This is a genomic window from bacterium (assembly GCA_023228325.1).
Classification (GTDB): Bacteria; Auribacterota; UBA6266; order UBA6266; family UBA6266; genus UBA6266.
Genome location: JALOBK010000001.1, coordinates 454,688 through 469,230 on the forward strand (window position 1 = coordinate 454,688; position 14,543 = coordinate 469,230).

9 protein-coding genes and 2 tRNA genes are annotated in these 14,543 nt (G+C 41.7%); all 11 read right to left on the minus strand.

The features are described from left to right. Nucleotides 1-4: 4 nt before the first annotated feature. Entirely contained in the window at nucleotides 5-1,210 is a 1,206-nt protein-coding gene (locus M0R36_02125; GenBank protein MCK9554603.1) for an ROK family transcriptional regulator, read from the minus strand. Next, a complete protein-coding gene (locus M0R36_02130; protein MCK9554604.1) occupies nucleotides 1,207-3,576 on the minus strand; it encodes a hypothetical protein in 2,370 nt (789 codons plus the stop codon). The genes M0R36_02125 and M0R36_02130 overlap by 4 nt, the downstream gene beginning before the upstream one ends. Before the next feature lie 15 nt (nucleotides 3,577-3,591). Further along, complete coding sequence (locus tag M0R36_02135) at nucleotides 3,592-4,878, minus strand: sugar ABC transporter substrate-binding protein (protein ID MCK9554605.1); 1,287 nt, start codon at nucleotides 4,876-4,878, stop codon at nucleotides 3,592-3,594. A gap of 190 nt (nucleotides 4,879-5,068) precedes the next feature. Next, a tRNA-Arg gene (locus tag M0R36_02140) sits at nucleotides 5,069-5,145 on the minus strand. A gap of 232 nt (nucleotides 5,146-5,377) precedes the next feature. Continuing rightward, a tRNA-Pro gene (locus M0R36_02145) sits at nucleotides 5,378-5,455 on the minus strand. A gap of 531 nt (nucleotides 5,456-5,986) precedes the next feature. Next, on the minus strand, nucleotides 5,987-6,433 hold the full coding sequence (locus M0R36_02150; protein ID MCK9554606.1) for a hypothetical protein: 447 nt from the start codon (nucleotides 6,431-6,433) through the stop codon (nucleotides 5,987-5,989). Between the two features lie 11 nt (nucleotides 6,434-6,444). Then, a complete protein-coding gene (locus tag M0R36_02155; protein MCK9554607.1) occupies nucleotides 6,445-7,278 on the minus strand; it encodes a hypothetical protein in 834 nt (277 codons plus the stop codon). Between the two features lie 25 nt (nucleotides 7,279-7,303). Next, nucleotides 7,304-8,962, minus strand: a complete 1,659-nt coding sequence (locus tag M0R36_02160) for a hypothetical protein (GenBank protein MCK9554608.1) — start codon at nucleotides 8,960-8,962, stop codon at nucleotides 7,304-7,306. Nucleotides 8,963-8,967: 5 nt separating this feature from the next. After that, nucleotides 8,968-10,146, minus strand: a complete 1,179-nt coding sequence (locus M0R36_02165) for a glycosyltransferase (protein ID MCK9554609.1) — start codon at nucleotides 10,144-10,146, stop codon at nucleotides 8,968-8,970. Further along, a complete protein-coding gene (locus M0R36_02170) occupies nucleotides 10,124-13,699 on the minus strand; it encodes a hypothetical protein (protein MCK9554610.1) in 3,576 nt (1,191 codons plus the stop codon). Before M0R36_02170 ends, M0R36_02165 begins: the two co-directional genes overlap by 23 nt. 102 nt (nucleotides 13,700-13,801) lie before the next feature. Next, a complete protein-coding gene (locus M0R36_02175; protein ID MCK9554611.1) occupies nucleotides 13,802-14,539 on the minus strand; it encodes a nucleotidyltransferase family protein in 738 nt (245 codons plus the stop codon). Between the last annotated feature and the right edge of the window lie 4 nt (nucleotides 14,540-14,543).

Here is a 14,543-nt window from a genome sequence, read left to right on the forward strand (position 1 = left end):
CTTTCTATATATTAATGAGAGCCTTTAAACCCATAAAAGACGCGGCCTGTATTCCGCTGTCATCCCCCGTAAATGAAGATATCTCAATCTTCAAATTTACGCGATGCATTTCAAAAACATATTTTATCACTTCCCTGTTGATCAGCTCAATGAAGGATTTACCGCAGTGCGCGAGGTCTCCTCCTATTACAATCATTTCCGGATTAAGCAGATTGACTAAAAAGCCTATTCCCGGCGCCATTGATTTCGCCAGCGCGCCTATGATATCAAGCGCCAGGGTATCGCCCTTCAGTCCTGCTTTAATAACACCGTCAAAACTTAAATCCCTGTAAAATTCAGTTTCTTCATCCTGTTTCCGGGCCGACAATATCTCTTTTGCCAGAACTTCCACGGAAGGTATCGCTTCATAGGATGAAAACGGATCGCAGGCCGGATGTTCAACTTTAATATCCGATTTTAAAGAAGCAACCCCGACCTCTCCCGCGCAGTAACCAAAACCCCTGTAGACCCTCCCGCCAAAAAGGAAGCCGACGCCCAGCCCCATATCTTTAGCCACATAATTTCTGGTAAGAAGGAATATTATATTCTTGATATCATAGCCTTTCCCCATCCATGATTCATATATCAGGCCGACATTCGCGTCATTATCAATGACAATATTAAATTTGAAATGTTCCCTCAGTTTCTTAAGGAGAGGATAATGTTTCTCCTTAAAAAGATATGATTTCAACACCGTGCCGTTATTATAATCTACAATACCCGATACGGAAATACCCGCCCCGACCATTTTTTTAAGCGGAATATTTTTTTCGGCTGATATCTCCCTGATCGTCTGAATAATATTATCCGCGACTTTATCTCCCGATACTACATCACCGTAATCAAATGATTTCATCGCTATTAACTTACGTGTGATGTCAAAAATCCCTATCCTCATGGAATAAGCACCTATGTCCACTCCGATTAAAAACCTTGAGTAAGGCACAACTTTCAGGAATACAGGAGGCCTGCCTCCGGTTGAGACATCCACACCGCTTTCTTCAATGATACCTTCGGAAAGAAGTTCATTAACGATACGCGTAACCGTTACTTTGCTTATTCCCGATTTTTTCGCGACATCAACCCTTGCTATGGGAGAATTTTTATAAATCAGTCCTAAAATAGTTTTTTTGTTTTTCTCTTTAATCATTTTTATGGAAGAAGAGCTCATTTTCCGCCTCCCATCAATACTGTTACTTTATGGGTTTTCCCGTCCCTGTGAGGATATATCAACGTGCCGTTTATCGATTTCCCGTCAACTGTGATTTCCCTTACTCCTTTTTCAACCCCGTCCGGATTCAAAATCTCAATATCATAAACAGCCGACCTGAAAGGCCTTCTTATGCCGCATTTTTTCCAGTAAGACGGAATACACGGGTCTATTCTAAGGCCCTTGAAATCCCTTCTTGCTCCCAGTATCCATTCGGTGGCCGCTATGTGCATCCACGGCGCTGTTCCCGTATTCCAGGTAAAAGAACCTTCTCCGAAATTCGCCTTGTTCCCGGGGCCCACAACATACTCAGCCCACACATAAGGCTCAACCTTATATTTATCGTGGTCCGCTTTTGCCTTACTCATCGGACAAAGTTTCGTATAAGTTTCAAAAGCTTTATTCCCCCTTCCAATTTCGCAATCCGCAACTATCTTAAATGCGCAGGCGTGTGAAAAGACCGCGGCATTTTCTTTTGTGCCGGGAGCAAATGCGGTAACCCTTCCTATCCCTTCGTTAAAATGGCTGTAAGACGGAAGGAATAAAGCCGGGCCGTACCGGGTATCAAGATAACCGTCTATTTTATCGAGTATGCTTTTTATCCTGTGTTTTTCCACAACCCCGGACAGTATCGCCCAGGTCTGGCTGTTCAGAGGGACCTTGCCTTCGGTATTTTTTGCGGAACCTATCTTATATCCGTCATCATTTATTGCCGCGATATACCATTTGCCGTCCCATCCTTTTCCGTTAATTACCTTTTTCAACTCACAAAATTTCTTCGACATCTCTCTTTCAATTTTTTTATCCCCCAAAAACCCGCCAAGTTCCTTCACCTGCAAACAGGCTCTTGCCAGGGCCATCGCAAGCCAGACACTCTCTCCCCTGCCCTGATATCCGACATGATCATAAGCATCATTCCAATCAGCTTTATAGATAAGGGGAAATCCGTTCCTGCCGCGCCGGTTATATATGTGCCTTACAGCCCGGATAATATGCTCATAGACAGATGCCTTGTTTCCATCGTGAAATTTGTATTCCTTTTCAAGGAAGGAAATATCTCCGGTTTCCTTTATATAAGAGATGACCGTAAAAGGCAGCCATACGGCGACATCGGATTTACCTGTCATGAAACCCCCTGTTTTATCCCACGAACCTTCCACATCCGAAAAACCGGATACCGCATGCCCGCATTTATACTGCCAGAACAATATTTTATCGAGCTTCTCACGCGCAAGAGCCATATCAAGAGACAGCAGCCCTTCGATATCCTGCGCGGTGTCCCTGTAGCCCAGACCTCCTTCCCCCCCGTGGTACTGGGAAGTTCCGCGCCAGCATGTTATCGCGCTTAACTGGTATTTACCCCAGATATTTACCATTGTATCGAAATCTTTATCAGGGGTTTCGACTTTAGTATCTTCGATGATTCCATCCCATTTTGACCTGATTTTAGCGTATTCTTCCGTAAAGGACTTTAAAGAAGAATATTTCTTAATCAGACCCGCTATCTTTCTTTTGTCCTCCGTATAACCCAATACAACCGCCATTTTTTTTGTTTCATTGGGCTTCAGTTCCAGGGTTTTCTGAAAAACACCGACTGTGTCTTCTCCCCTGGCGTATCCGTTCCGAAGCTTTCCCGAGATTAAACCTGAAGGATTTCCTGAATCATTATACCTGCCGAAAAACTTTTCCTTGTTCACTTCATACCCATCCGGTTTAACGGAAAGATTGAAAAAAGAAAACCCGCTTTTCTTGTTTTTCACAAATTGATGCTTGAAAGATATGATTGTATTCGTTTTTCTGTCATAACGGGCTTCGTTATACAGGCATAAAATATTCCTGTAAACCGTTTCCATTTCAACATTGCCGGAAACAAATTCCACAAAAGGGAAAACCGTTGCTTTTTTAGTTTTACCCGTTTCATTCGCTAATTTGATTTCCCAGATTTCCAGGGGAGCTTCCCCGGGCACTATGTATGTAATATCGCATTTCAAGCCGTTTTTACGCGCGCTGATACTGGTATACCCAAGCCCATGAACACATTTCCAGTCATCAAGACGTTTCATCAAGGGCTGCCAGTTGCATGACCATAGTTCATTTTTATCCTCATCTCTTATATATACATACCGGCCGGGCCTGTCCGTATGTATATGGTCATACCTCAATATCCTGTGGCACTTCGGGTCCTTATAATAACTGAAACCGCCGCCGGTCTGGGATACAAGAGCATGGTAATGTTTGTTAAAAAGGTAATTGAACCATGGCCTCGGCGTATCCGGTTTTGTAATAACAAATTCTTTTCTGTCTTTCGAAAAATTACCGTATTCCAATTTAAGCCTCCGTAATCAATGCAGGTTTTCCTCTATAATGGCGTTTAATCTATCCTGTATATTCTGTAATGTCTCTTCAGCGTTTGTTTCTCCCAAAGTGAACCTATCAAAATTCTCCATAAGGACTTTGCTGAAAAGGTTCCATGGTATAAAAGGCGAAGTGTATTTTTTTGGAGGATAAGCATATTTTATCGAATCAATGAAGACTTCATTGTTTTCATCCGGATATTTTTTATCTTTTAAAAAATCCCCGCTTAACGCTTCTTTTTTATAGACAGGGACACTGTCTCCCTCATCAACAACATATTTATTGCCTTTCGGGCCTGATAGATAGCTCAAAAAAGCCCAATCCGCCATCTTATCTTTAGATGAACTTGTTATAGCCCAGCCGTGACTATCCAGAAATGTGGCCCTTTTTTTTCCTTTGGGAAGAGGCGCTATGCCGAAAGACAGGTTTTCTTTTTCCCTGAAATTCAACACATACCATCTTCCGCCGATAAACATTGCCGCGCGGCCGCTGACGAATATCTGAAAACTGTCTGCCCCCTGGATATCAGACTGGTCCGGAACTATATGATATTTTTTAATCAGGTCTTTAAAATATTCTATTGCATGGACCGCCTCCGGATTTTTGATAACACATTTTTTACCTGTTTCATCAAAAACCTTCCCGCCGTTCTGCAATATATAAAGTATCCACATATCCGCCGCATCGCTGTATAACGCGGCGCCGAATTGAGTGGTTATGCCGGAAGGATTACGCTTTGTCAATTTTTGCGCGACTTCCCTGAATTTATCCCAATCCCAGCTTGCGTCCGGATAAGGTAATTCCATTTCATCGAATAAATCCCTGTTATAGTATAAAACCCTCGTCGTAAAGCTGCCGGGAAGGGCATATAATCTGCCGTTGAAAGTATAAGCATCTATTAACTCGGGAAAATATTCGCTTACATTAAAACCTGTTTCCTTTACAATCTCATCAAGGCTGTAAACAGCGCCTTTTCCCGCCAGAGCAGGCAGGTCAAAATCCCTTATAAAAAATATATCGGGAGCGTCATTTCCGGCAAACTGGGTTAGCAGTTTATCGATATATCCGACACCGGCAACCGGCTGATAATCCGTCCTTATCTCCGGATTCATACTCATAAAATCTTTTCCCTGCTGTCTTCTTATCACATCGTATTTGGGGAAACCGGGAGCTGTATAACGGATAATTTTTTTATCGGTTTTCTCCAGGCTGCATGAACATAAAAATGCAACTGCAAGCAGTATTGTAAGTAACATCGGCAATAATCGTTTCATAGACGCTCTCCCTGTTTGTTTATCCCGGAAACAAAGATATTTAAAAAAATAACAGTGAAACAAAGTAATTATATAATAATTTCAATATGGAACTAAGTAAATATCCCATATATTCCGGGCCTTGTCAAGCGGATTTTGGAGGTCAGGATAGCAGAACAATTCTTGCCCGCCGCAGAAGAAAAGCAAAAACTGGCACGCCCGACAGGACTCGAACCTGTGACCCTCTGCTTAGAAGGCAGATGCTCTATCCAACTGAGCTACGGGCGCATCTTCCTTAGTTACTAAGTTATTTAGTTCAATAGTTCAACAGTTCAATAGATAAAAACCAAAACTCCTTAACTACTGAACTGCTCAACTGCTTAACTATTTTATATTATACACAATTTAAAATGCTCTTTTGAACAATAGAACAATCGAAATTAGACCGCAATTGAATTTTAGAGTTGTCTATTGTTCTATTTTCCATTGTTCAATTGCTCTGTCCTGCCTTAGGCTGGACTGGTCGGGGCGCCCAGATTCGAACTGGGGACCTCCTGCTCCCAAGGCAGGCGCGCTAGCCAAACTGCGCTACGCCCCGACAAATCATTTCATTCAGCTTTATCTAAAACAAAGAACCAAACCCGATATCGCGCTAGTCCCGTGAGGCTGTAACTTACGGAATGCAATGAACGTAAGTTATTTAGCCGAACGCGATCACGTAACATTATCCCTGCCCACAGCCAACGGGATCCGTTCAACTTTGCAGTTTATGTTCACTGCCGCTCCATAAACTACAGTTTCACGTGACCAAACTGCGCTACGCCCCGACAAATCATTTCATTCAGCTTTATCTAAAACAAAGAACCAAACCCGATATCGCGCTAGTCCCGTGAGGCTGTAACTTACGGAATGCAATAAACGTATCAGCCATCACGTGATTCAGCTAAAGCTGAAAACGTGACTGCGTTTCTTTGAAACTTGAACTGCGCTTGCCCGCCAACGCCTTGTGGCGGTGTTTACCCGCCAACGCCTTGTGGCGGGCTACGCCCCGACAAAAATCAGAAACGCCATTTTTATAATAAACAGGTGTTTTAGTCAAGATGAAATTGCTTTAAAAAACCTGTCATCCTCACTCGAAATCCGCTGTTTCCTGAAGAATTCTGTAGAACTCTTCTTTTTCTCTTTCACAAGCAGGATCAAACCCTAATCTATATAAAAGCAATTCCTTCCTTGTTAACGCAGCATTGAAATTGCCGTTTTCAATGCAGGAATAGCTAAAATCCTCTGAGTTCGCCGATTCAGATTTAAAATCGTCAAACCGGAAATCATCCCTGAAATCCGCGATTTTCCACGTGTCATCTGATTTGAATATTATCCATCTTGGATTGGGTTCATCATTCCCATCCCATTTATAGAAAACCTTATAAACGGGGAAAACATCCAATGTGCCGGCATTCATCGAAATATCTTTTATATAATACAAACTTTTCCGCGGCGCCGAAATACAAGCCCGGTAAACAACCGCTATGCAAATAAGCGCAAAGACCGCTTCAAAGACCGTTACTTTAATTTTCATTCTCCTGTCTATCACTTAAAATTTATAACCTCTTTTGTGGATGGATCCTTTTTCCCCGGCGGTAATTTCGGAGTATCCGCAGAAATCACGGTCTTCCTATCAAATTTTACTTTGTCTATAAATACGTCGTACGGAGCGCATTCAAAGTTTGCATCAAGCTGAACCGCTACTGCAAGATGGTCGGCTTCCTCAAACATAGGATCCGGCCGGACAGATATACCGAGCAAATGTCTTTTTCTGTCAACCGTAAATCCCCTGTATAAAACTTTCCCGTCAACAATAGAACCTTCCATTTTGAAGTAATACCATTTCTTGGGTTCGAAAGTCTGATAAATACCCAGATCTGTCCACGGCTTAGGATTATGAGGATCCCAGTATCTCCACTGAGGAGCCCCTTCTCCCACATTCTGCCATTGAAGCGCGAATTCATATCTCTTTGATAAATCCCACTTGCTCATACTGAATTCAATTGCCTGTATAGTGGACGGAGCTCCTTCATTGTTAAATGTTGTTTTGGGGCGAAACATAAAATACAGGGATAAAGAAAAATCAACCGCTTCAGGCTCAGGAAACAAATCGGCAAAAAAATGGACATTCGCATAAGGGGACCCTTTAAGTATCGAAATCTTCAGGGCATCCCCGTCCAGAGAAGGGTTATTGACCTTTTTTATGGACCATGCCGGGGCTCCTTTGCAAAATGTAAACCAGGAAGAATCATATTCTTCTAAATCGTCAATCGCGGAAATATAATGCCTGACATTGTTTTCAGTCGAACAACCAAACGGAAAGAACAAAACACATAAGGCCAGTAAAACCGCCGTCTTAATCTTGAAAATATATTTCATCAGTCCCTCCTCAAGGAAGCAAATCTCATATAAACCGCGTAAAAAACCCTTTGAACGCAAACACAACACAAAAAAGCGCAAATACGCTGATCGGCAGCAATCCCCAAAGTATTTTTTGATATAAGGGGCTTTCTCTCATATTAACTATTGTCCTTATCCCGTCCGGCCGGCCTTTTGTCCATACCGAACATTCCCTGCTTTTTTTCCCGATTTCCGCTTTCAATGTCCACCCCGTACTTTTCAGGAACGGGATATAATACCCGCTGAAACAGAATACATAATTAAGGTCGTAATCCTCGGAATCCTCCAGTATTTCAAGTAATGCCGCTCTTCCCTGTTCTCCGAAATATTTCGTATTATCTATCTTTTCAATCGGATATCTGTTCAGGATATCAAGCTCCCTTGAAGCATGGAGGTTGCCGTCCAGCGTTTCGGCCTTCGTCAGATACGAAATGTTTGAGATCTTGTCTCCTAAGCCGAGAGTAATATATCTCGCGTTATTTTTGACCGTATTATTTATAAAATCCACAGTTTCTTCAATACTGCCGCGATACTCCTGATGAGGCAGCCAGAACGAAGAAGTTTGACAAACGACAAACGCCGCCAGCACCAATATGCAGAGTACATAAAAATGGAAGCGCCATTCTTTTCTAAGGCCGTATAATATCGAAGATGCGACAGGCAGGACAAAAATCGTCGCCCAAAGAGAAATCCTGTCCAGCGTTATTATATAAAACAGCCTTCCGAGCACCCTTTTTGAAAAAGCAAATGTATCTCCCAAAGATACCAAAAACGAAAAAATAAAAACCATTAGAAGAAAACGGTCTCTTTTGCTTAATCTGAAAACAAACAGAAAGGGAATAAAGGGAATATAAGTCAGGTACGGCAGAAAACAGAAAACGAGAAAAGCTCTGAAATCTCTCAGGTAATTTGCCCGGCTTAAATGATATATCGACTCCGCTGATTTTTTTATAAAAAGCTGGAGATTCCAATAAGGATACAGGACTATAAAATCAAATACCAATAAAAGGAGCCCGAAGCAGAACAGGTGTTTTAAAAACATCCCGCGCATTGCATATTTTCTGAATTTATAAAAAACATTTACGGCGAAAAAAACAGGGAAAATCAAAATTCCGGTAAAATGATGAGAAAAAACAACAATTAAAGCCGCCAGAAACGATATAAAAAAATACAGTCTTTTGCCTGTCCTGTGCCAAAGAACAAAATAAACAAGCGAATACATGGAAAAAGGCAGGCTCCACATGGTCGTAATCTGCCCGTTTCTAAAAACGGTAAGAGATATTGAAGAAAGAAATACGGCGAGGAAAGCGGCATAAACGGCCCGGCGCTTACCCTGCCACAACCTGGCAAAAAGATATATGGAAGAAGGAAGGAGAAAATATATCAATACCAGAATAAAAGAATAAGACGCCTTAAGCCCTATGAACAGCGAAAATACGGCGATAAGCTGATGGAGCAGGGGAGGATAATGCGCAATGGAAAATCCGCCGTACCAGCTGCTGTCCCACAGCGAGAAGAAATTGTTTGAGTAGTGTGAACCCAAAAAAACATGCGTGTAAGCGTCAAATGTATTCCACTGCCAGCCAAGACAAACAAACAGCAGGCATACAATCGCTGATGCCAGGGATGCAAAAAGTAAAATTTTAAAAACTGATTTATCCATAAATACTATCTTTTAATTTTCGCGTGCATTAGTTCTTCCACCATTTCTCCGGCAATATTCGAAATATAAATTTTCTGACCTATCCTGAAATTATGCGTTCCGTCTGTCCTTTGTTTTTCAAAATCATTAAGATACTCTTTTATTCTGGCTTTAAAAGCTGTTTCGTCCCCTATGGTAACCCGGGAAATCCTGGCACCTGTATTTTCGATAAGGTCTTCTATTTCAAGAGAATCATAAGCCACTATGGGACGGCCGTAATTAATCGCAAGGTGCGCGATTCCCGATGTTCCGGTATAAAAATCGTACGGTATTACAACTACATTAACGTCTGAAAAAAGCGCCGGCAGATGTTCCTCAAGGACATATCCGCGGAAATCGATGAAATTATGCAGAGAATGTTCAATAACTTCTTCCACATGACCTTTAAAATAAGGATGGCTTCTTCCCGCTATTATCAGTTTGACTTCACAATCTTCTTCAAACAGATCCTTCGCTATCTCAATTATACGGTCGAGTTTTTTATATGCGCCGAATTTACCCATTACCAGCACATTTTTTGATTTTTTGTGCGGAAGGGGATCTTTTAATTTTAGAAAACAGCCGTGCGAAACATACCTCACATTTCCGGCCTTGTATCTGGATTCAAGGAACTCCTTATACCTTTCCACAAGAACAAAAACCTTATCGGCCAATTTGAATGACCTTGTTATAAGGTTGCATCCCATTTTAAAGATCGTGGTTTTTGTCTTTCCATAAATACCCATATCGATATTTTCATAAAGATGATGCAGGATTACCCCTGTTTTAAATCCCATGATTTTAATCAGCGCAGGGGTCAAAAGGTTAATAAAAGACCTGTATCCCCTGAAACTGAATGAGCTGAAGATCAAACTGAATATCACCAGATCAGGCTGTTCTTTTCTGATAAGTTTTGCAATGTTGTACCATGAAGAATATGAATCGAACTTCCACACTCTTCTTATTACGACTTTCGTGCATTTAACCTTTTTAAGGTTCTTTTTCTCTATATCCGTAAGCATATTGGATATAGCGATACATTTATGCCCCAATTCCCCGATAGCCCTGCTTAAATGGCAATTATACTCGTTCAGCCCCTGTTTGCTCGGGGGAAAACATCCTACTACGGCTATTTTTAATTTATCACCAGAAATATCTTGATTCACAATACACCGTGGTTAAATTTTTATCTCTCGACCTTGGAAATCTATGGAATATGTCAGCCTTATAACCTATTATAAACTCAACAGGGTTTTGAAAATTTATTTCCCTGCCTTCAATAACCTGTTCGTTACGCACAAAATCCTTATAAACAAACTCGCCTCTTAACTCCCAGTAATCAAATGTATCATACCCCGGGCAGTGGAAATAACTCCCCGACGCCCTCAAAGAAAAAATATCATTAAGTTTAAATTTTATGCCCGCTCTCGGTTTTATTATAATCGTATCTATATCGGGACCCGTTTTAATCGTATCAAGATGATAAACAGCTTCCAGCTCGGCAAATATCCTCAGCTTTTCATTATTAATGTTTTTATCAAAAAACAGGACCCCTTTATATCTGTAATCATAGTTCGGATAATCAGGACCCTGTATCGAATAGTAAACTTCGCCGTCACAGAAAAAATAAGACTTATCGGGAAATTCCTTCAGCAGCCTGGCTCTCAGCTGATGGCTCCTGAAATGGTCCGGGTCGTCCCTGTAATCACCGACTCCAAAGACATATTCAGTCTCTAATTTAACGCCTATATCTTCAAATATCCAGGCAGGCAAAGCTCTTATTCCGAAGTTATAGATATCTATCCTGAAATCGGACTGGAATATTTTATCGATACTGAAGTTGGACCCGTGAAGATACGCATATTTAAAATAAGGGAATACCGTGATATCACCCATAAATGTATCAGGAAACGTATGCTCCAATTCAGTCCTGTTTATCAATTCTATATCTTCAACAAGAGGATCTTTCCTGTTTATTTTCCTGTCATATGAAAAATAATTATGAATAAGCGGAAGGTTGCTGAAATTCAGGTTCACATTACTTTCGACAAAGTTTCCTTTTGTCAATTGGGCGGGGGGAAGATCTTCGCTGTTACGGGAAACCTTATCGAATCTTAAGCCCCTTATCATATTTTCTATATTGCTGAGCTCGGGTTCGTATCTGTAACCGAAAGATACCGAGGCAGGCAGGCCAAAATGATAACCGCTCGTACCCGTCTGAGAAAAATAATCATTCCTTATACTACGGTTGATATCGGCGAATTCCTCATCATCGGCTTTCCGGACAGCTTTTTTCAAATACATATTTCCTTCTTTGTATAAGCGTCTTGAGCGGTAATGGTAAGAAAGAGCCATTAAAAGATGCGGATCTTCGGGAGATAACGCCAGGGCCCTCTTCAGTTCGAGTTCAGATTCTTCCATATCAAAATTTCTCAGGTTCCAGGCCCTGATCTCGTGAAGATACGGCATGGCAGGATTCAGGCCGATAGCTTTCTGATATTCCTTATCCGCTTCTTTATATCTGTTCCGGCTCCTTAACACTTCTCCTTTAAGCAGGTGCACCTCATATGTATCTCTTATGCTCTGTATTTTGTCAATTATTTCATTGGCTTCGCTTATCCTTCCTTCTTTTATGAAAATCTTTGCGAGAATTAACATCGCCCATTCATAATTGTTGTCTATATTATTTAAAATATACTTACAAATTTCTTCCGATTCTTTTATATCCTGTTCATTTTCTTTTCTCAGTAAAATATCGGCTTTCGCCGCGAGAAAAACCTTATCATCTTTATATGAATCAAGCGCTTTATCTATTTTCCCTTCCACTGAATCATATGTGCCCCGCCGTGTTAAGCCTCCCTCCTCTTTCTGTTCCTCTTTTTCTTCGGCAAGCACAATCTTATATTTATCCGGCTTGAGTTCATCTTCTATTCTCTCCGCCATCAAGACCTTCTGGGATTTATCTTCTACCAGTACATACCGGTCGCCGGCATCCCCGGTAATATCCGATATTTCCGTATCTATCTGTTTTGACAAAGCGATAAATACATCCAGATTTTCGGGATTAAGTTTAAGAGACCTTCTGAATTCGGCTTCAGCGGAAGCCGGGTCATAATTTTTCAGGTTCCATGCTCTCATCTCGTGAAGATAGGCGTCGTCCGGCTTCATCCCGATGGCTTTCAGGAATTCAGAGTCGGCTTCCCTGTATTTTCCCTCCCCGCCCAATGTCTGCGCCCTCAGGAGATGTATCTCGTACGTCTCTTTTTTCTTCTCGAGTTTATCAAGCAGGCTGTAAGCTTCGCCGTACCTCTTTTCCGCCGTGTATATCTTGGCGAGAGTCAGTATCGGCCAGTCATATTCGCTGTCAAGTTTGCTTAGAATGTAATCGCACAGGTCTTCGGATTCTTTAAAATCGCCGCGGATAAAAAGCTGGTCGGCTGCCTGCGCCATTAACAGGGTGCTGTTATCTTTTCTCAGTTCCTCTGAATATTTTTTCTCAATGTTTTCTATCTTTTCTTTTTCGTATTCGATCTCTCTTTTCCTGTTTATTTCAACCAGGTTGATAATCTCTTTTCCCGCATTCTTATTTCCCGGGTCCAGTTCCAAAACTATCTCGAATTCTTTCTGAGATTCAGCCGGGTCATAATTTTTCAGGTTCCATGCTCTCATCTCGTGAAGATAGGCGTCGTCCGGCTTCATCCCGATGGCTTTCAGGAATTCAGAGTCGGCTTCCCTGTATTTTCCCTCCCCGCCCAATGTCTGCGCCCTCAGGAGATGTATCTCGTACGTCTCTTTTTTCTTCTCGAGTTTATCAAGCAGGCTGTAAGCTTCGCCGTACCTCTTTTCCGCCGTGTATATCTTGGCGAGAGTCAGCATCGGCCAGTCATATTCGCTGTCAAGTTTGCTTAGAATGAATTTGGAAAGGTACTCGGATTTATTATATTCTCCTTTCTGAAAAAGATCGTCCGCCTTTTGGGCAAGGAGCATCACTCCTTTATCCGATTCAAGTTCATCCTGATATTCAACTTCAATCTCATCAAACTGTTTTTCCTCAAATTTCCGCTGTCTGAGCTCTTTCTCCGAAGCAATCTCCGATAAGACAACGGCTAATCTTGAATTTTGCGGGTCGGATCTGATGAGTTTCTGAAAAAGTTTTTCGGCTTCGTCTATATCATAATTTTTCAGGTTCCATGCTCTCATCTCGTGAAGATAGGCGTCGTCCGGCTTCATCCCGATGGCTTTCAGGAATTCAGAGTCGGCTTCCCTGTATTTTCCCTCCCCGCCCAATGTCTGCGCCCTCAGGAGATGTATCTCGTACGTCTCTTTTTTCTTCTCGAGTTTATCAAGCAGGCTGTAAGCTTCGCCGTACCTCTTTTCCGCCGTGTATATCTTGGCGAGAGTCAGCATCGGCCAGTCATATTCGCTGTCAAGTTTGCTTAGAATGTAATCGCACAGGTCTTCGGATTCTTTAAAATCGCCGCGGATAAAGAGGATTTCCGCTTTCGCAGAAAGTAAAATAGGATTATTCCCGATTATTTCCAGAGATTTATCGATTATTTCGGCGGCTTTATCTTCGTCTCCTTCCGACATCAGCTTATGATAAGCCCCGATAACCTCTTCGACACCGGAAATATGAATGTTTCCATCGGCAAACAGAAATGAACAAAACGCGAAAATCCCAAACACCAAAATAAAAAAGACGCCTTTGTGCATTTCCATTATATATCCGCTTTCTCACCGATTTTTAATTCGATATTGTATCACAACGGATAAATCGTATTCAATCTTTGTTCCGTGGATAGCGAGAATAGGGGCAAGGTATTATTTGAAAAGACCGGCCGCGCGGTCCGCCAGCCGTAAAGATTCGTTATCTCCGATATCAAACCATTTTCCCTTAAAAACATACCCGTAGACTTCTATCTTTTTATAAAGCCACTGATTAAAAAAACCGGGGGCGTCAGGATTGCCGCCGGCATCAAGATAATCAGTTATCATCGGTAATACACCGCCGGGATAATAATAAATGCACATCGAGATCAAAGTAGTTTCCGGGTTTGCCGGTTTTTCCTCAAATCTGACTATTTTGCGTTCCTTATCCAGAGTAACAGACGCATATTTCGCCGCCAACTCTTTGTCTCTCACATCATAAAGGCATATTGCGGCGCCTTTTGATTTTGCGAATGAAACAAAGTCCGCCAGATCCAAATCAAACAGATTATCCCCTCCGATAACCAGAAGGTCGTTTTTTATCTGAAATTTATCGATGGTCAGGCGGATATCCCCGATTGCGCCAAGTTTTCCGCCGTCTTTTTCCGATTTATCATTTAATATTTTGATGGGAGTCCGGGAAGGGCTGTTTTCGGCCCAATGGATAAAATCGCCATTGAACTTATTATTACAAACAACGTTTATTCTCTTTAAACCGTCAATCTTATTAACATTATCAACTATATAGTCTATTATACGCTTGCCGCCCACCTTAAGAAGCGGTTTAGCCCTGTTTAATGTGAGAGGATACAATCTCGTAGCATATCCGGCGGCTAAAATTAAAACTTCCATTGAT